The 18401-nt window shown below is 59.5% G+C and carries 21 protein-coding genes; 12 read left to right on the top strand and 9 right to left on the bottom strand.

Annotated features, from left to right (window positions below; all coding sequences use genetic code 11):
* Positions 1–142: 142 nt before the first annotated feature.
* From JZX87_RS11155 to JZX87_RS11120, 8 genes are all read left to right on the top strand, one after another.
* Positions 143–928: an ABC transporter substrate-binding protein gene (locus JZX87_RS11155; protein ID WP_206825420.1), complete on the top strand. Its 786-nt coding sequence runs from the start codon at positions 143–145 to the stop codon at positions 926–928.
* 152 nt (positions 929–1080) lie between these two features.
* Positions 1081–1863 (top strand): ABC transporter permease, encoded by a 783-nt coding sequence (locus JZX87_RS11150; protein WP_206825419.1) that lies wholly within the window; start codon positions 1081–1083, stop codon positions 1861–1863.
* Complete coding sequence (locus tag JZX87_RS11145) at positions 1860–2690, top strand: ABC transporter permease (protein ID WP_148148483.1); 831 nt, start codon at positions 1860–1862, stop codon at positions 2688–2690. Before JZX87_RS11150 ends, JZX87_RS11145 begins: the two co-directional genes overlap by 4 nt.
* Positions 2691–2892: 202 nt before the next feature.
* Entirely contained in the window at positions 2893–3156 is a 264-nt protein-coding gene (locus JZX87_RS11140; RefSeq protein ID WP_206825418.1) for an usg protein, read from the top strand.
* Positions 3157–3229: 73 nt separating this feature from the next.
* A complete protein-coding gene (locus JZX87_RS11135) occupies positions 3230–4045 on the top strand; it encodes a class I SAM-dependent methyltransferase (RefSeq protein ID WP_206825583.1) in 816 nt (271 codons plus the stop codon).
* Between the two features lie 28 nt (positions 4046–4073).
* Positions 4074–4640, top strand: coding sequence for a DinB family protein (locus JZX87_RS11130; RefSeq protein ID WP_206825417.1), 567 nt, complete (start codon positions 4074–4076; stop codon positions 4638–4640).
* Positions 4640–5053 carry a CopD family protein gene (locus tag JZX87_RS11125; RefSeq protein WP_183821732.1) on the top strand — a complete coding sequence of 138 codons (414 nt, stop codon included), beginning with the start codon at positions 4640–4642 and terminating at the stop codon, positions 5051–5053. Before JZX87_RS11130 ends, JZX87_RS11125 begins: the two co-directional genes overlap by 1 nt.
* Positions 5054–5179: 126 nt before the next feature.
* Positions 5180–6256, top strand: a complete 1077-nt coding sequence (locus JZX87_RS11120; RefSeq protein ID WP_206825416.1) for a D-alanine--D-alanine ligase family protein — start codon at positions 5180–5182, stop codon at positions 6254–6256.
* A 131-nt stretch (positions 6257–6387) separates the two neighbouring features.
* Here the strand turns inward: JZX87_RS11120 and JZX87_RS11115 are convergent, their stop codons facing one another.
* Genes JZX87_RS11115 through JZX87_RS11100 form a run of 4 tightly spaced genes read right to left on the bottom strand, consistent with a single transcriptional unit; the run spans position 6388 to position 10362 of the window.
* Positions 6388–7218 carry an ABC transporter ATP-binding protein gene (locus JZX87_RS11115; RefSeq protein ID WP_206825415.1) on the bottom strand — a complete coding sequence of 277 codons (831 nt, stop codon included), beginning with the start codon at positions 7216–7218 and terminating at the stop codon, positions 6388–6390.
* 10 nt (positions 7219–7228) lie between these two features.
* Positions 7229–8143, bottom strand: a complete 915-nt coding sequence (gene ssuC, locus JZX87_RS11110) for an aliphatic sulfonate ABC transporter permease SsuC (protein ID WP_148148489.1) — start codon at positions 8141–8143, stop codon at positions 7229–7231.
* Between the two features lie 21 nt (positions 8144–8164).
* A complete protein-coding gene (gene ssuD / locus JZX87_RS11105; RefSeq protein ID WP_148148490.1) occupies positions 8165–9340 on the bottom strand; it encodes an FMNH2-dependent alkanesulfonate monooxygenase in 1176 nt (391 codons plus the stop codon).
* 44 nt (positions 9341–9384) lie between these two features.
* Positions 9385–10362 (bottom strand): aliphatic sulfonate ABC transporter substrate-binding protein, encoded by a 978-nt coding sequence (locus JZX87_RS11100; protein ID WP_183821737.1) that lies wholly within the window; start codon positions 10360–10362, stop codon positions 9385–9387.
* A 255-nt stretch (positions 10363–10617) separates the two neighbouring features.
* Here JZX87_RS11100 and JZX87_RS11095 point away from each other — a divergent pair, with 255 nt between their 5' ends.
* Both JZX87_RS11095 and JZX87_RS11090 read left to right on the top strand, forming a co-directional pair.
* Positions 10618–11490 carry an NAD(P)-dependent oxidoreductase gene (locus JZX87_RS11095; RefSeq protein WP_206825414.1) on the top strand — a complete coding sequence of 291 codons (873 nt, stop codon included), beginning with the start codon at positions 10618–10620 and terminating at the stop codon, positions 11488–11490.
* A gap of 18 nt (positions 11491–11508) precedes the next feature.
* Positions 11509–12198, top strand: a complete 690-nt coding sequence (locus tag JZX87_RS11090; RefSeq protein WP_206825413.1) for a DNA alkylation repair protein — start codon at positions 11509–11511, stop codon at positions 12196–12198.
* Between the two features lie 73 nt (positions 12199–12271).
* On the opposite strand, the gene JZX87_RS11085 is transcribed toward JZX87_RS11090, so the two are convergent.
* Genes JZX87_RS11085 through JZX87_RS11075 form a run of 3 tightly spaced genes read right to left on the bottom strand, consistent with a single transcriptional unit; the run spans position 12272 to position 14036 of the window.
* The gene (locus JZX87_RS11085; RefSeq protein ID WP_148148515.1) at positions 12272–12760 is read right to left on the bottom strand and encodes an Lrp/AsnC family transcriptional regulator; all 489 of its coding nucleotides are present in this window, start codon (positions 12758–12760) and stop codon (positions 12272–12274) included.
* Positions 12761–12810: 50 nt separating this feature from the next.
* On the bottom strand, positions 12811–13455 hold the full coding sequence (locus tag JZX87_RS11080; protein ID WP_148148516.1) for a uracil-DNA glycosylase family protein: 645 nt from the start codon (positions 13453–13455) through the stop codon (positions 12811–12813).
* The gene (locus JZX87_RS11075) at positions 13452–14036 is read right to left on the bottom strand and encodes a thermonuclease family protein (protein WP_206825412.1); all 585 of its coding nucleotides are present in this window, start codon (positions 14034–14036) and stop codon (positions 13452–13454) included. Before JZX87_RS11075 ends, JZX87_RS11080 begins: the two co-directional genes overlap by 4 nt.
* A gap of 122 nt (positions 14037–14158) precedes the next feature.
* Between JZX87_RS11075 and JZX87_RS11070 the strand changes: the two genes are divergently transcribed.
* Positions 14159–15694 (top strand): sensor histidine kinase, encoded by a 1536-nt coding sequence (locus JZX87_RS11070; protein ID WP_206825411.1) that lies wholly within the window; start codon positions 14159–14161, stop codon positions 15692–15694.
* A 378-nt stretch (positions 15695–16072) separates the two neighbouring features.
* Here the strand turns inward: JZX87_RS11070 and JZX87_RS11065 are convergent, their stop codons facing one another.
* Both JZX87_RS11065 and cobT read right to left on the bottom strand, forming a co-directional pair.
* A complete protein-coding gene (locus tag JZX87_RS11065; protein ID WP_206825410.1) occupies positions 16073–16471 on the bottom strand; it encodes a diacylglycerol kinase in 399 nt (132 codons plus the stop codon).
* A gap of 11 nt (positions 16472–16482) precedes the next feature.
* A complete protein-coding gene (gene cobT, locus JZX87_RS11060; protein ID WP_148148497.1) occupies positions 16483–17499 on the bottom strand; it encodes a nicotinate-nucleotide--dimethylbenzimidazole phosphoribosyltransferase in 1017 nt (338 codons plus the stop codon).
* A gap of 68 nt (positions 17500–17567) precedes the next feature.
* Here cobT and cobS point away from each other — a divergent pair, with 68 nt between their 5' ends.
* Complete coding sequence (cobS, locus tag JZX87_RS11055; protein ID WP_502711311.1) at positions 17568–18386, top strand: adenosylcobinamide-GDP ribazoletransferase; 819 nt, start codon at positions 17568–17570, stop codon at positions 18384–18386.
* Positions 18387–18401 lie beyond the last annotated feature (15 nt).

Here is an 18401-nt window from a genome sequence, read left to right as displayed (position 1 = left end):
GTGAAGCCCGAGGTTGCCGTAGAAAATGCCGTTGCAATTTTGCCGGAGCCGGTATCTATAAAAAACAAGGGCTGCGAAATGCCCCTCGCCGGCTGCGAAAAACCGAGAACACGTCGCCGGCCTGCCAACAGAGAGGACAATTATGAAGATCTCCACCCGTTTGTTTGCTGCCGCGTCGATCGCGGCGATCTCGCTTTTTGCTGGCGCCGCTTCGGCCCAGGACAAGCTGGTCATCGGCACGGAAGGCGCATACCCGCCCTTCAACGTTCTGGAATCCAACGGCGAACTGACCGGCTTCGATATCGACATCGCCAAGGCACTCTGCGTCCAGATGAAGACCGAGTGCACCTTTGTCACCAATGACTGGGATGGCATCATCCCGGCCCTGCAGTCCAAGAAGTTCGACGCGATCATCGCTTCGATGTCGATCACGCCTGAGCGCCAGCAGCAGGTCACCTTCTCCAAGAAGTACTACAACACGCCTCCGGCAATTGCCGTGCCGAAGGATTCGCCGCTGACGGAAGCAACTGCTGCTTCGCTGAAGGGCAAGGCCATCGGCGCGCAGGGTTCGACCAGCCACGCCAACTATGTCGAAAAGCATTTCCCCGATGCGGATGAGAAGCTCTATCCGACAGCTGACGAATACAAGCTCGACCTGACCAACGGCCGTATTGACGGTGTTGTCGACGATATCGTCGTGCTCACCGAATGGGTGAAGTCGGATGCCGGCTCCTGCTGCAAAATCCTGACCCCGCTGCCGGTCGATCCGGAAATCAACGGTCAGGGCGCCGGCATTGCCGTGCGCAAGGACGAACAGGCGCTCGCAGACAAGTTCACCACCGCAATCGCGGCAATCCGCGCCGACGGCACCTACAAGAAGATCCAGGACAAGTATTTCGACTTCGACGTCTATGGCGGCGACAAGTAATCCGTCCAATCGCTAAAAAAACGGCGGAAGGGTCACCTTCCGCCGTTTTCATTTTCATGAAGCACTTGTCCTCAGAAAATTTTCCTTTTTAATTGGCATTTGAAAGCGGCACGACATAAGCCGCAGGGGAATATGAACCGGAACATGATCCTATGAGCGGATGGCTCTCCGCCCTCTTTAATACACTCGACCCGTTTTGCGGCCCCGCCGGTGTCTTCACCTGGTTCGGCGGCACCGGCCTCGTCTCCTGTGGCGACACCGGCTGGGGCGACGAAATCGCCTTCGGCGTCAAGGTGACGATCTCGCTGGCGCTCGCCACGTTGCCTGTCGGGCTGCTGATCGGTTTCCTGATCGCGCTTGCCGCGCAGTCGCAGGAAAAACTGCTCAGGCTGGCCGCCGGTATCTACACCACCATCTTTCGCGGCCTGCCCGAACTGCTGACGCTGTTCATCGTCTATTACGGCGCGCAGATGCTGATCCAGTCGGTGTTGGCTTTCTTCGGATATGACGGTCGCGTCGAGATCAACGCCTTCGTAGCCGGCATGGTGGCACTGGCGGTGGTGTTCTCCTCCTATTCGTCGGAAGTTCTGCTGTCTGCCTTCCGCGCCATTCCGCGCGGGCAATATGAGGCCGGCGACGCGCTCGGTCTTCGTCGCGGCAAGACGATGGTTCTGATCGTTCTGCCGCAGCTCATCCGCATCGCCCTGCCCGGCCTTACCAATCTCTGGCTGATCCTCCTGAAAGACACGTCCTATGTCTCCGTTATTGGACTTGCCGATATCGTGCGCCAGACGGGCGTTGCGGCGCGCGTCAGCAAGGAAGCCTTCTTCTTCTATTTCCTGGCCTGCCTGCTTTATCTGATCCTGGCGATGATCTCGTCCTACGGTCTTGGCTTTGTCGAGCGCTGGGCCAAGCGGTCGGAGGTTTCCCGATGAGCGTGGCGAAAGAAATGATCCCGCCACGCCCGGCACCTGCAGTGCTGCACCGGCCTCTGACGACAGCGAAAGTCGTCGGCATCGGCGTGCTGATCCTTTGGGCCCTGCTTGCCATGGCGCTGATCAGCATGGTGATCGAGGGATGGGATCCGGCCAAATTCGAGCGTTACGGACCGCGTTACCTGAACGGTTTATGGACGACGATTTCGCTGGTCGGAATCTCCATCGTGCTCGGCGCCGTTCTCTCGCTGCCGATCGCGTTTGCCCGCATGTCGAAGAACCGCGTGCTGAATGCGATCGCCTACGCCTATGTCTACATCTTCCGCTCGACGCCGCTGCTCGCCCAGCTGTTCCTGATCTATTACGGTCTCGGCAGTTTCCGACCGCAGCTGGAATCCGTCGGCCTGTGGTGGTTCTTCCGCGAAGCCTGGTATTGCGGCCTCTTCTCGCTGACACTGAACACGGCCGCCTATCAGGCGGAAATCCTGCGTGGCGCGATCCAGAGTGTTCCCGTCGGCCAGCACGAAGGTGCCGCCGCACTCGGCATTTCCAAGCGCGTCGCCTTCTGGAAGATCATTCTGCCTCAGGCATTGATCGTGGCACTTCGCCCCTACGGCAACGAGATCATCCTGATGATCAAAGGCTCGGCCGTGGTCGCGATCGTCACCGTCTACGACCTGATGGGCGAGACGCGCTACGCCTTCTCGCGGACGTTCGACTACCAGACTTATCTCTGGGCTGCGATCTTCTACCTCACCATGGTCGAAGCGCTGCGGCATCTGTGGAACTTCATCGAACGGCGCCTGACCCGCCATTTGGTGCGCTGATGCACGTCGCGATCTAACCCCCGAAGCGGTTGAGCACGTTCGGGAGACATGCGTTAGCAGCACTCCTAGACGATGGATGCTAACAGGCTGAAATAAAACATCAATTTCAGCCAAAAGCGACAATTGTCAAGCTTCCGTTAAGCATGACATGATCCCATTTCAATGACGCAGACAATGCGTCATTGAACAAAGGGAACAGCAGATGTCGGAACTCGAAATGATGCTGCGAGGCTACGGCCTCACCACCGCCCAGATCTTCTACCGCATGCCGGATCACCCTGCCTTGCTGCAGAGCTATGTCTGGCAGGACTATGATCTCGCCCCCGACTTTCCCGAAATGAACGGCTTTCTGAAATTCTGGCAGGAGAAGCTGGAAGGGCCGATCCATTCCGTGCGTTACGTGCACCGCAAGCTGATCTCGGCCAGCGAGTGGCGGCAGGTGAAGGGCGAAATCATCCTGCACTGATTGCGCTTGGCTATGATCCTCGCAATTGCCAAACGCTGCCGCGACACGTAAAGCGGCTGGCAACAACGAGGATATGGTTATGGCGAAGATCGACGAAGAAGCATTGGCGGAAGCCTATAACCGGGCGCTTGCGCATGAAAAGGCCGGCGAGATCGATGCGGCCGTCGAAGCCTACAAACAGGTGCTGGAAATCGATCCGGAAGACCACGGTGGTGCTGCCGTTCGCATCGCCTCGATGGGCCGCGGCGAAGCGCCGCCCAAGGCGCCCGACGCCTATGTCGAAACGCTGTTCGACCAGCATGCGGAAAGCTTCGAAGACATCCTCGTCGAACAGCTCGGCTATGCTGTCCCGGTTCTGGTGCGCCAGCGCCTGCAGGATCTGAAGCTCGGCCCGTTCAAGCGCATGCTCGATCTCGGCTGCGGCACGGGGCTGACCGGCGGCACACTGCGCGACATGGTCGACTACATTACTGGGCTCGACATTTCCGAAAACATGGTCGAGATCGCCCACGAGAAGGATCTCTACGAGACGCTTTATGTCGCCGAAGTCGAGGATTTCCTCGAGGACAATGACGACGCGCCCTTCGACCTGATCACCGCGACCGACGTGCTCCCCTATCTCGGCGCGCTCGAGCCGCTGTTCTTCGGTGCGGCCGAAAACATGGTCGCTGGCGGCCTGTTCATCTTTTCCTCCGAATCCCTGCCGGAAGGTGATGAACGCACCTACACGGTCGGCCCGCATCAGCGCTTCATGCATTCGCCGGCCTATATCCGTACACGGCTTGCCGATACCGGTTTCGAGCTTGTCGAAATGAGCGATATCAACGTGCGGATGCAGGACGGCAATCCCAGCCCGGGCCATCTGGTCATCGCGAAGTTGAAGGGATAATTTCTTCGCCTCAACGGAGAACGGCCCCATGACGCCGGAGCGTTACCTCATAGCCCAGGCATACAACAACGCCTGGGCCAATCACCGGCTGCTGAGAGCCTGCGCCCTGCTGTCTTCCGAAGAGCTGGCCGCGCCGCGCCAAAACTTCTTTCCGTCGATCATCCACACGCTGAACCATATCCTGACCGTCGACTGGCTCTATATCGGCGCGCTCGAAGGCGACTGTCCGGGTGCTTCCGCCTTCGAACCGGAAATCCCGTTTCCCGCCCTTGCCGATCTCGACCGCGAACAGCGCGCAGCCGATCGCCGGCTCATCGACCACTGTCGCAGCCTGACGGACGACACGCTTTGCGCCGAAGTCCGCATCCCGCGCTACATGCATATGCAGGTCGAGCCGACAGACCGCATCCTTCTGCATCTCTTCCAACACCAGATACATCATCGCGGACAGGTTCATGCGATGTTATCCGCAACGGGCGTAAAGCCGCCGCAACTGGACGAATTCTTTCCATCCGACCCGGCAGAACAGGCGCTTCGAGCGCAGGATCTTGCTGAACTCGGGTTTACCGAATCCATGATCTGGAGTGATCGATAATGCTGTATTTCGTCATCAAGGCTCTGCACCAACTCTCCGACTTCCTCCTGATCGGCGGCATGCTGATCAATGCCTTCGTCATTTCGATGGTGCCGCCGCCGATCCGTGTCGGCGTGATCGTCGCGCTACGCAAATACGACCGCACAGTGACCACTGCAGCGCTTGCCGGCGCCTGGATTTTCGGCCTGTGGCTTGCCTTCGGTTACATCGGCTTTGCCGGCAATGGCTGGCTGCATGCCAAGCTTCTGCTCGTCGTCATCCTTTCGGCGCTGCACGGCATGCAGCAGGCTGCGATGCGCAAGATGGCTGCCGATCCGAAATTCGACCCCAACGCCTTCGTGCGCATCGGCATGCCGGTCATCCTGATCTGTCTCGTGCTCGTCGTGGCGCTCGCCGTCATCAAGCCGTTCTGACACCAACTTTCCTAATCTCCATAGCCAGCGCGCCGCAAAACAGCCCGTTTTGCGGCGTCGCAAGGAGTGGGTGAAAAACCGATGCAGAATCGGATACCGGCGACGAGTCGGACTGGAGAGGGTTACATGACGGGAAACTCAGGCAGGTTGCGTATTGCCGTGTTGTTCGGCGGGCGTTCGGCGGAACATGACGTGTCGGTGCTTTCGGCCACCAATGTCATGAACGCGCTCGATCCGCAAAAATACGATGCGGTACCGGTCTTCGGCAGTCGCGAAGGCCTATGGCTGCTCAGCGCGTTCGAGGGCGGCGCGCTTTCAAAGCCGGAAAACGGCACCCAGCTTTCCCTGATCCCCGGTGGCAAGGGTCGTCTTCTTGCACTTCCCGAAGGTGCTGCGGCATACGAACTGCCGAAGATCGATATCCTGTTTCCAGTGCTTCACGGCCTGCATGGCGAGGATGGTGCGGTTCAGGGGCTTGCCGAAGTGGCGCGCGTACCGCTAGTTGGCTGCGGCATTCTCGGTTCCGCCAATGCGCTCGACAAGGATATCGCCAAGCGGCTGTTCAACGAGGCCGGCATTCCGGCGGCTCGTTCGGTGACGATCTATCAGGATGCGGCACCCGCTTTCGAGGAACTGGAACAGGCGCTCGGCCTGCCGATCTTCATCAAGCCGGCCCGCCAGGGATCTTCGGTCGGCGTCAGCAAGGTTTTGACGAAAGCCGGTTACGACGCGGCCTTGTCTGAAGGTTTTCGCCACGACAGCAAGCTTCTCGCCGAAGAATTCATCAAGGGCCGCGAGATCGAATGTGCTGTTCTGGAAGCGCCGGACGGCAGCCTGTTCGTCTCGACAACGGGCGAGATCGTTCCGGCGGAGAGCCACGGCTTTTACAGCTACGATGCCAAATATATCGACGAGGATGGCGCAGCGCTGAGAGTTCCGGCGCAGATGCCGCCGGATGTCGAGGATGAGATCCGCGCCTTCGCGATCAAGGCGTTTCGCGCGCTCGGCTGTGACGGCATGGCGCGAGCGGATTTCTTCCTCACCTCGGAAGGGCGCATTCTCATCAACGAGCTGAACACCATTCCCGGCTTCACCGATATCAGCATGTATTCCAAGGTGATGGGCGCAAGCGGCGTCAGCTATCCTGAAGTCATTGACCGGCTTGTCGAACACGGCCTGGCACGGGCCGGCCGATCGATCTGATCGGCCCGACCTGTTTTTTGAGCAATTCCAGCAAAAGTGGGAACCGGTTTTGCGTCCGGAATTGCGTTAAAACAAAGAGATAGAGCGGTTTCGCATTTCAAAGAAAGGCGGAAATGCTCTAGATACGATCCTCAGGTTCTCCCGAGGATCGTATCAAGCAGTCTGCCCTCCAGTTCCGCCAGAACCGGATCGCCATGCCGGCGCGGCTGATCTCTCGGGATCTCGAGGTCGAGGCTGATACGGCCTTCATCGAGCACGATCACCCGGTCCGCCAGATGCACGGCTTCCGCCACATCATGAGTGACGAGCACGGCGGTAAAGCCAAGCTCGCGCCAGACATTGGTCACCAGATCCTGCATGCCGATCCGCGTCAGGGCATCGAGCGCGCCGAGCGGCTCATCGAGCGCCAGCAGGCCCGGACGGCTGACCAGAGCGCGTGCCAAGGCCACGCGCTGGCGCTGGCCGCCGGAAAGTTTCGACGGCCAGTCCTTCGCCTTTTCCGACAGCTGCACGCCCGCCAGCGCCCGCTCGGCCTCGCGCCGCCCGAATGCTTTCGGCACGCCGTCGCCCAATCCAACCGCCACATTGTCGGCAACAGAGAACCACGGCAAAAGCCGCGGCTCCTGGAAAACGATGCGGGAATTGGGCTCCACTGCCTTGCCTTCCTCATCGACGAATTCGATCCGGCCACCAGTCGGCTCGTCCAACCCGACCAGGAGCCGCAAGAGAGTGCTCTTGCCACAACCGCTCTTGCCGACGATTGCCAGGAACTGCCCGGCGGGCACATCGAGATCAAGACCGCGTAAGACCAGATTGTCGCCGAAGCGTTTCTCGACGCCGCGCAGCTTCAGGCCAGCGGGTTGCGGCGCGGCCTGATAGTCCACCGGCTGCGCGGCATGGTGCGCATCGAGTTCCACATCCGAAATGAAGGCGACCGGTGATTGATAGGGTCCAACAGGCATTTTTTCCTCCTTACCGCTGATAGGCCGGGTTCCATGAGAGCGCTGCGCGCTCCAGCGTCCGGGCAATGACGTCCGCGAGCTTGCCGAGCACCGCGTAGATGACCAGCGCCAGCACGACGACATCGGTCATCATGAACTCGCGGGCGGTATTGGCCATGTAGCCGATGCCGGAATTTGCAGCGATCGATTCAGAGACGATCAGCGTCAGCCACATGATACCGAGCGCATACCGTAAGCCGACGAAGATCGACGGCAATGCTCCCGGAAAGATCACCTTGCGGAACAGCGACCAGCCGCTCATGCCGTAGATACGTCCCATCTCAATGAGGTCGCGATCGACATTCTTCACCCCGTGATAGGTGTTCAAGTAGATCGGGAAGAGTACACCGAGTGAGGTGAGGAACAGCTTTGCCTCCTCGCCGATGCCGAACCAGAGGATGACGAGCGGGATCATCGCCAGATGCGGAATCGTGCGCAGCATCTGCAGCGTCGTGTCGGTCAGTTGTTCCGACAGTTTCGACACGCCGTTGGCGATGCCTAGCAGGAACCCGATCGAGCCGCCGATCAGAAGACCGCTCAGCGCCCGTGCGCCGCTGACGCCGACATCGCGGACCAGTTCACCGGAGAGCAACCGTTCCCAAAAGGCCGCAACCACCGCCACCGGCGACGGCATGATCCGGTCGGAGATTAAGCCGAAAGACGAGCCCGCCTGCCAGAGTATGACCAATGTCACCGGCAGGAGAAAAGGTAAAAGCGCTAAGCCGGAGACGCTGCGCGGGCGTAGCGGCTTCCCGTCATCTGCCCGCGCAGCCTTCTCCGCCGACCCCTTGGGAGGATCTGAATAGCCGATTGCCGCCGATGAAGTCCTGTCTTCCCTGATGCGCCTTAGGCTGCGCCCTTCCGAAAACGTATCGACTGCCGTCATTATCTCGCCCTCGCTATCTTATCAGGATGCAGCAACAGCACGGATGGTCGCGTGGCCGCCGCCGCCGAAGAGCGGCTTTTCGGACGCGAATTCATTGCCGAAACCGGCACGCTGTTCCTCGCGGGTGATGCCGAGTTCCGGGAAAAGCAATTCCGCCACGCGGTAAGCCTCTTCCAGATGCGGATAACCGGAGCCGATCACCGTCTCGATGCCGAGGTCCTGGTATTCGCGCAGGCGCGCCGCCACCGTCTTCGGCGAGCCGACCAGGGCGGTCCCCGCGCCCGAGCGCACCAAGCCGATCCCCGCCCAGAGGTTGGGCGAGACTTCCAGCTTGTCGCGGCGGCCGTTGTGGAGCGCCGCCATCCGCTGCTGGCCGACACTGTCGGAATCGCGCGCGAAATGCGCCTGCGCCTTGGCGATTGTCTCGTCAGAGAGCTTGGAGATCAGCTTGTCCGCAGCCTCCCAGGCCTCCTCGTCGGTCTCGCGGACAATGAAATGCAGCCGGATGCCGAAGGAAACCTCCCTGCCCCGTTTTTCGGCGGCAGCGCGCACGGCCTTGATCTTTTGCTCCACCTGTTCCGGTGGCTCGCCCCAGGTCAGATATTTGTCGCCACGGCCGGCGAAGAACTCGATGCCGGCATCCGACGATCCGCCGAAATAGAGCGGTGGCCGTGGCTGCTGAATGGTCGGGAAACCGAGCTTGGCATTCCTCGCCTTGATATGCTTGCCGTCTAGATCCGCATGGCCGGTGGTGACGAGATCCTCGAAGACCTGGAAAAATTCTTCAGCATGGGTGTAGCGCTCGTCATGCTCAAGAAAGATGCCGTCGCCCGCTAGTTCCGACGGATTGCCGCCGACGACGATATTGAGCAGCAGCCTGCCGTTCGATACCCGGTCGAGCGCTGCCGCGAGCCTTGCATAATAGGCCGGCGCCGCCGTGCCCGGGCGGATCGCCACCAGGAATTTAAGCTTTTCGGTGAACGGCGCCAGCGAGGCAGCCGTCACGAAGGACTCTTCGCAGGAGACGCCGGTCGGCAAAAGCACGCCGGAAAACCCAAGCCTGTCCACAGTCTGCGCCAGTTCGCGCAGATACCTGTTTTCAGGCGGACGGTTAAGCTCGCTGCCGCCGAGATAGGTGCCGTCGCCGCCGGTCGGGATGAACCAGAGAAAATCGATGGGGTTCTTCGTATCGCTCATCGTGAAAAATCCTTGATCTCGGTTGGTCTGTGACGGACGCAGGCTCAGCTGGCCTTGGGGCGCCAGACGATGTCGGAGATGTCCAGCTTTCGCGGAATGATCTTGAGATCGTAGAATTCATCGGCCAGCGCCTGCTGATACTGGACCGCCGCATCCGGCACGGTGGAGACCGCGCCCAGATCCGCCCCACGGCGCGACAGCACGACCTTGGTGACGTTTTCCGGCACGCCGGTGATTGAGGCGATCGCCTTCACCGTCTCATCGAAATTCGACTGTGCCGTGCCGCCGACCTTTTTCAGCTCGTCGATCACCTCGACGATCAGATCGCCGTTCTCGGCAGCGAAATCACCATTGCCGAGGAAATAGCTCCAGCTATCGACAATACCCTCCGCCGTCGTCAGCACGCGGGTCTGCGGGTCGGCTTGGGCAATTGCCGTATAGGGATCCCAGATCGACCAGGCATCGATCGAACCATTCTTGAAGGCAGCGGCCGCATCCGGTGGCGCAAGATCGAGCTGCGTCACGTCGCTGGGGGAAAGTCCGCCCTTGCGCAGAACCTTGACTGCAACATTGTGGGCGCTGGAGCCGCGCTTGAAGGCCAGCTTCTTGCCCTTCAGATCCGCGATCGACTGGATCGGGCTATCCTTGTGGACGAGGATGGCCGAACCTTGAGAACTGCCGCGATAGGTACCGACATAAAGCAGGTTGCCGCGAGCGGCCTGCGCAAAAAGCGGCGGCACGTCACCGGTCGGGCCGAAATCGAGCGCGCCCGCCCCGAGCGCTTCCAGAAGCGGAGGGCCGGAGGTGAATTCCGCCCATGTCACCTTGATGCCGCGATCGGCGAAACGCTTTTCGAGCGCACCCTGGCTTTTCGCCAGAGCCAGCACGCCGTTCTTCTGCCAGCCGATGCGCAGTTCCTTGGCTGCCGCCTTTGCCTTTCCCGCGATGGGCAGGACGGCAGTAGCCGCTGCCGCGCCGAACAAGCCAAGTGTCTGTCGACGGTTCAAATTGCCTGTCACCATGGAATGAGCCCTTCCTCACCAGATCTCTGATGACAGAAGGCTCCCATACTCTATCGAGTTGGTCGACATTCCATCGTTTCAAAAAACAACTGCAATCGGAGATTTCATTTCTCCGATTCAAGCCGATGGGAATGCAAAACTGCTAAAGTGCAAATCTCCACTGCATTGCGGAAAATCATTTTTGCCTGCTTTGTTCTTCCCGTCGGCCATGCTTTGTTCTAATCATCGGGAACAACAAGCGTTCGGAGGTTCGGCATGGCGAAAGTGGCATTCATCGGTCTCGGGGTCATGGGTTTCCCGATGGCGGGACATCTCAAGCAAAAGGGTGGCCACGACGTCAGCGTCTATAACCGCACCGCCGCCAAGGCCGCCGACTGGGCCGCGAAATTCGGCGGCACGACCGGAGCCACGCCGGCGGAAGCCGCCAAGGATGCCGATTTTGTCTTCACCTGCGTCGGCAATGACGACGATCTCCGCTCGGTGACAACGGGCGAAAACGGTGTGCTCTCGACCATGAAGCCCGGCGCGATTCTGATCGACAACACCACGGCCAGTGCCGAGGTTGCGCGCGAACTCGATGCGGCTGCGAAGGAGCGCGGCGTCCACTTCATCGACGCCCCGGTCTCCGGTGGTCAGGCGGGCGCAGAAAACGGTGTGCTCACCGTCATGTGCGGCGGCGATCAGGCCGTGTTCGACAAGGCGAAGCCGGTCATCGACGCCTATGCCCGCATGGTCGGGCTGATGGGACCGGTCGGAAGCGGCCAGCTCACCAAGATGATGAACCAGATCTGCATCGCCGGCATCGTCCAGGGCCTGTCGGAAGCCATTCATTTCGGCAAGCAGTCCGGCCTCGACATCGAAACCGTCGTCGACGTCATTTCCAAGGGTGCGGCCGGTTCATGGCAGATGGAAAACCGCCACAAGACGATGGACCAGGGCAAGTACGATTTCGGCTTTGCCGTCGACTGGATGCGCAAGGATCTCGACATCGTCCTGACAGAAGCACGTCGCAACGGGGCGAAACTGCCGCTGACGGCACTGGTCGACCAGTTCTATGGCGACGTGCAGGCCATGGGCGGCAATCGCTGGGATACGTCCTCGCTGCTTGCCCGTCTCGAACGGAAGTAAGACAAAAGGTCAAAGGCAATGCTCAGCCCCTCCTCCGACGTCGCCGGGATAATCGATCATCTTGGTACTTTGCGGTCGGAGGAGAACATTGCCGGCATGGGTCGCTTTGGCATCGTCACCGATGCGGCGCTCGGGATCTCCAATCCCGACCTGCAGAAAATCGCCCGTGTGGTGAAACGCGATCACGCCCGGGCGCTTGATCTGTGGAACACAGGCATTCGCGAAGCGCGGATGGTGGCGATTTACACCGCCGACCCGAAAGCGCTTACCTCTGCCGAAGCGCATTCCTGGGCGGATGATTTCGCCTCGTGGGAAATCGTCGATGCCGCCGCCGACCTCTTTACCGAAGTCCCCTTCTGGCAGGACCTGATCGCCGAGTTTGCCGAAGACGAGCGTGAATTCGTCCGCCGCACCGCCTTTGCGATGATCGCCGGAGCATCCGTCCATCTGAAGACGGAGCCGGACGCGACCTTGATAGGCTGTCTGCGCCTGATCGAACAACACTCCACCGACCCGCGCAATTTTGTCAAAAAAGCTGTCAACTGGGCCTTGCGCAATATCGGCAAGCGAAATGTCACCTGCCACAAGCCGGCTCTCGCCCTTGCGCAGAAACTCGCAGAATCGAATGACAAAACGGCACGCTGGATCGGCAAGGACGCGCTCAAAGAACTGTCGAGCGAGAAGGTGATGCGGCGACTAAAGGTCTGAATACCAAAGCAAAGCGCCGCAACCCAACCCGGATTGCAGCGCTTTCAAAATCATCTCAGCAGAGTTGGATCGCTCAGTCGTCGCCGGATTTCTGGTTGTCGATCATCATGTAGTCGAGCGGCAGTTCCGTCGTGTATTTGATCTGCTCCATGGCAAAGACGGAAGAGACGTCGCGGATCTCGATCTTGGCGATCAGGCGCTTGTAGAAGGCGTCATAGGCAGCGATATCCGGCACGACGACACGCAACAGATAGTCTACGTCACCGCTCATGCGGTAGAATTCTACCACTTCCGGAAAATCTACCACGACTTCGGAAAAGCGCTTTAGCCATTCGATCGAGTGGCTGGCGGTGCGGATCGAGACGAAAACGGTAACCTTCGTATTGACCTTGCCCGGATCGAGCAGCGCCACGCGACGGCGGATGACGCCGTCCTCTTCCATTTTCTGGATACGGCGCCAGCAAGGCGTGGTGGACAGGCCGACCTTCTTGGCGAGATCCGCCACTGCGAGTGTGGAATCTTCCTGTAGAATACGCAGGATCTTGCGGTCAAGACGGTCCATCATTGTCCCCTTCGAAATGATTTTTCGTTATACACCCGATTTTCACACAGTTAAGCGAATTTTGTTCCGCGGATCAAGCTATCCACATGCTGGCGCAACACGGGCAAGATCTCCGCTTCAAACCAGCCGTTGCTTTTCAGCCAGCCGCTGTTGCGCCAGCTCGGATGTGGCAGCGGCAGGATGCGCGGCCCGTCATTGACGAAGAAATATTCCCGCCAGTTCCTCACCGTTTCCGTCGTGGTTTTCTTTCGGCGAGCGCCCAGATGCCAAGCCGCAGCATATTGGCCGATCACCAGAACCGTGTCGATCTGCGGCATTGCCGCAATCACCCTGCTGCGCCATGCGGGCGCACATTCCTTGCGCGGTGGCAGGTCACTTCCCTTTGCGTCGTAACCGGGAAAGCAGAAGCCCATTGGCACGATCGCCAGACGGTCTGCATCGTAAAACTCTTCTCGGGTCACGCCCATCCAGTCGCGCAGCCGGTTGCCCGAGGCATCGTCAAATGGCAGTCCGCTCTGGTGAACTCGCAAGCCCGGCGCCTGACCGGCAATCAGTAACCGTGCCGTCGAGGACAATGTCGCAACCGGCCTCGGCTCGTGGGGCAACGGATTTCCTGGTTTTGCAGGATGGTCGCGACAAATGCGACAGGCTGCGATGCCTGCACCGAGATCGGCAATCCGGTCCGGTTCAATCACGTCCACGGCAGCATGCCTTTCAGCCGATCGAGGATCGCTTCGACACGGCTTCCGGTCCCCGTCGATCCATCATCTTCGGCCGCAGCACCCTTGGCCGTACGCCACGCGCGTGGGGTTTCGAAAGGACCGGACCATATCCCTTCTGCCTGTCCCCGCGCAGCTGTCTCTTCTGCGTGATAGTCCCCGGATGCGACGGCCACTCCCTGGCGAACGAGTTCGGCGTTGATATCCGTTTCACCCAGCCGACAGCGTACAAGAACACGGCCATAACGATCCCTGGAGGATCCTGCGCAATATACGTCGGGCACCGAGGCGAATTTTGCCAGGGCGTCGCGTGCGGCATCGCCGCATGTCCAGACATTCTGCCCTTCGCCGCAGGACTGATCAGCCTCCGGGGCATCAATACCGATCAGCCTCAAGCGCTCGGCTCCGGCCGCCAGCGTATCGCCGTCGATCGCGTAAAACGGACCGTTGATGCGGGTGTCACCGTTGAGGTCGATCTTGGCAACGATAAGTGAGGCAAGGACAAGGAATGCTCCGAGGAACAAACCATCCTTCAGGGTCTTGGCAAGGCGGGTCACAATCCGGTCTCAATTACAAACGGAAGCTTCAGGAGAATGGCAAACAAAACCTTTCCCGGCAGTATCTTCTTAAGGTTTGGAACATAAGCTCTCAATCATCCGAATAAATTAGTTCACAACCAATGAGTAGCGGCGTCAGTATCTCGACCGACAAGATAATCGTTGATCGATCGCGTGGCCACCGCAACAAGGCGGTATCCAAGACCGTCCGCGCGACACGTGAACGGCTGCAACTTTCCAATAGCGGCAACCAGGCCTTCGACCGTGACATGCTCGCCATGCATGTCAATGCGGTGCTGCAGGCGGCGGCGGTCGTGCCCCTCTTCATCGCGCTCGTCACCGCGATCGGAATGTATATCTCGCCGAGCGCCCACCTGATTGCCTGGGCGCTTTTGATGCTCAGCCTGCATGCGATCAACCTTCTGCTCGCCCGACGTTTCAGCCGCAAGGAAATCGCGGCGGCGGAAACCACCAAGTGGCGCCGGCGGCTGCTGCTTGCGCAGATTCTGCTTGGTGTCGGATGGGCGACTTTTGCGCTTCAATCCTGCGACGCGTGTGGTGGCGACAGTTTTTACTTCTACAAGGGCGCTGTCCTGCTCTTTACGATTTCAATCACAGCCATGAGCAGCTTCATGCTGCGCCAGGGCGTTCTCGTCGGCTTCGTCCCGGTGATTGCGGCACTTCTCTTTCGTGTCGCGATTTCACGGGACCTCCTCGACATAGGCTTGACCGCGATCTGCGCCATCGCCGTCGTTTTCTTTCATTTCATCGGCGACCGCCTCTACCGCTCGAACCTTACCCTGATGTCCTACCAGTCGGAAAAAGACGACCTGATCGCCGAGCTGGAAGTGGCAAAATCGATGTCGGACGAGGCGCGGCGCCGGGCGGAGGAAGCCAATCTGGCAAAATCCCGCTTCCTCGCCTCCATGTCCCATGAACTGAGAACACCGCTCAATGCCATTCTCGGCTTTTCCGAGGTCATGAGTTCAGAAGTGCTCGGCCCGATGCCGAACCCCACATACCGCGAATATGCCGGCGACATCCACCGCTCCGGCGAGCATCTTCTCAACCTGATCAACGAAATCCTTGATCTGTCGCGTATCGAAGCCGGCCGTTATGATCTGAACGAGGAGACGCTGTCGCTACTGGAAGTGGCGGAGGACTGCATCGGCATGGTTCAGTTGCGGGCACGGGCGAAGAACATCGCCATTCGCCACAATTTCGAAAACGAGATGCCGCATGTCTGGGCAGATGAAAAATCGATCCGACAGGTCATTCTCAACCTGCTCTCGAATGCGGTGAAATTCACGCAGCAAGGCGGAGAGATCTCGGTCAAGGTCGGCTGGACGGCGGGCGGCGGACAATATGTGGCAATCAAGGATAACGGCCCCGGCATTCCCGAGGAAGAAATTCCCGTCGTGCTGTCGGCCTTCGGACAGGGTTCGATTGCCATCAAGAGTGCCGAGCAGGGCACAGGACTCGGACTGCCGATCGTTCAAGCTATCCTGGCCAAGCATGACGGCCAGTTCGTGCTTCGTTCCAAGCTGCGTGAAGGCACCGAAGTCATAGCCATCCTGCCTGCCACCCGGGTGATGCAAAGCATTCCCGCCGTTGCCGATGCGCCGGCGATCGAAAAACGTAAGCGTTCTTTCGCCTGAACTTAATTACCGAATAATCATCCGTGCATTCGTCCGCAAATCGTTCACGGTCATTAGTCTTCGCGCCTGCAAGCGAATCTCTGCGGCGGACATTTGATCCGTATACGCTGACCTGCTGCCCAGGAATGGGCATGTTCAGCGATGCTAAAAACGCGCTCCGTCACTTCTCCGTTTTCGCATACCCGAACAATCCATTTGAAATCACATTCAAAAACTTCGATCGAGTCATCGGTCAAGGTGACAGGTCCCGCAATCCCCAAAACATGACAAATGCTAATTTTTTGACATTCGCGCGTCCACTATAAAAAGTTGCATCTGAAGATCACGGGTCCGTGATCGCAACTCGGAAGATCCGGAAAACGCCGATATCGCGCCTTCCTAATGCAATCGAAAGAAGGGCTTGACCAGAACGTAAAGCACAAACAATCCGTTTGCGGTCAGCATACAGAAGACAGCGAAAGAACCGAGATCTTTGGCGTGGCGTCCGACCGTGGAGATTTCGGGAGATATCCGGTCGACAAGTTCCTCTATCGCCGTGTTGAGCGCCTCGACGCAAAACAGGAGCAGAGTCAGAATGAGGAAGATGAAATAATCGATCGCCGCGGCGCCGATGATCGCAAAGAGCGCGAGACCTGCGCAGAAGGCATAGACCTCATGCCGGAAAGCTTGTTCACGCCACAGGCGCACAAGACCCTGCATCGAATACCGGGTCGCCGCGATAATCCGGCGGACGCCGCTCGCCTTTCCAAGAGTACTGTCGAGCGGCGTGTTTTCCATTGGCGGTTCACTTATGCCTTGTTGGTCACGCCTGCCTGTTCGTAGGTCACCATGCCGGTATGGCAGGCGGCTGCAGATTTGACGATACCGGCCGCCAGTGCTGCGCCCGTGCCTTCACCTAGGCGCATGCCGAGTGCCAGCAGCGGTGTCTTGCCGAGCTTTTCAATCGAGCGCAGATGTCCCGGCTCGGCAGAAACGTGACCGATCAGGCAGTGGTCGATCGCCGACGGGTTCATCGCCTTCAAAATTGCAGCGGCAGCAGTGACGACGTAGCCATCAAGCAGAACAGGGATCTTTTCCATGCGGGCTGCCAGAATCGCACCGGCAATTGCTGCGATCTCGCGACCGCCGAGACGGCGAAGAATTTCGAGCGGATCGGAGAGATGGTCCTTGTGGAACTCGACCGCCTGTTTAACGACGGCGATCTTACGGGCCATCAGCTCGCCATGGGAGCCGGTGCCCGGACCGACCCAGTCTTCGGCCTCGCCACCATAAAGCGCCAGATGGATAGCTGCGGCGATCGTAGTGTTGCCGATGCCCATTTCACCGAGGCAGAGGAGATCCGTGCCACCGGCAATCGCTTCCATACCGAAAGCCATGGTCGCAGCGCAATCGCGCTCGGAAAGAGCCGCTTCGGTTGCAATGTCGCCGGTCGGATAATCGAGCGCAAGGTCGAAAATCTTCAGGCCCAGGTCATGGGTGACGCAGATCTGGTTGATTGCCGCACCGCCTGCGGCAAAATTATCCACCATCTGCTGCGTCACGGACGGCGGAAAGGGAGTGATCCCATGCCGGGTAACACCGTGATTGCCGGCGAAGATCGCAACAAGCGGGCGGTTGACCGCAGGTGCCCTGCCCGTCCAAGCGGCGAGCCAGAAGGCGATTTCCTCAAGCCTTCCAAGCGCTCCGAGCGGCTTTGTCAGCTTGGCGTCACGCTCGCGGGCATCCACCAATGCGCGTGGATCCGGTCCCGGCAGATTGGCAATCAGGTTACGAAAATCGTCGAAAGGCAGGCCGCTCAAACTCATCGAAATCTCTCTCGTCTTAGCCGGCGCGTCATCGTCCGGCACTTGTGTTCACCGGCAAATCGCGCTTTGTGTGCGCATCTCTTAATCGCCTATATCGGGAGCGACAACTGCCAAACGCGACGGATTTCATCGCCGACCTAGCCCGCTCGGTCGCATTTCTCAGCCGCATCCCCGTGCCGGACCGTTTCTTTCTCGGTCAAAGCGGCTCGTTTTCCCGTGCAGTCAGGGCATTTCCGCTTGCCGGCGTGCTGATCGCGCTCGTCCCCGCACTCGTGCTTTACATGTTGTCGCAGACGGGTGACGCGCTTGTGACGAGCCTGATTGCTTTGTCACTGATGGTTCTGTTGACCGGCGCGCTGCATGAGGATGGCCTTGCGGATGCGGCAGATGGGCTGGGTGGCGGGCGCGACCGCGAACATGCGCTTGCCATCATGAAGGACAGTCGTATCGGCTCCTACGGTGTCGTTGCGATGCTTTTGTCCTTCCTGCTGCGCGCAGCATCGCTTGCGGCGCTCGCCCGGTTCGATTCCAGCCTGGCGGCAGTCTCGATGCTAGCCGCGGCCTGCCTCAGCCGCTCGGTAATGATCTGGCACTGGAGCGCGCTCCCGCCTGCCCGAACAAACGGCGTGGCGGTGGCCATCGGCGCACCCGAACGGGGCTCGCGTAACCTTGCACTGCTGATCGGCGGCGTGATGGGGCTGATCTTCATCGCCTCTCACCTCGGCATTCCGGTTGCGATCTTCGCGATCCTCGTCTGCGCCGCGGCCGGCCAGTTCTTCACCGCTTTCGTCCGCCGCAAGCTTGGCGGCCATACGGGTGATACGATCGGCGCCACACAACAGGTTAGCGAAATCGTGCTTCTTTCGACCCTTGCCCTGATCGCCTGAACCTCCGATATAGGT

Origin of the sequence: Agrobacterium sp. Ap1, assembly GCF_017313375.1 — a bacterium.
GTDB classification, from domain to species: domain Bacteria; phylum Pseudomonadota; class Alphaproteobacteria; order Rhizobiales; family Rhizobiaceae; genus Neorhizobium; species Neorhizobium cellulosilyticum.
This window is presented reverse-complemented; position numbering and strand designations above follow the sequence as displayed.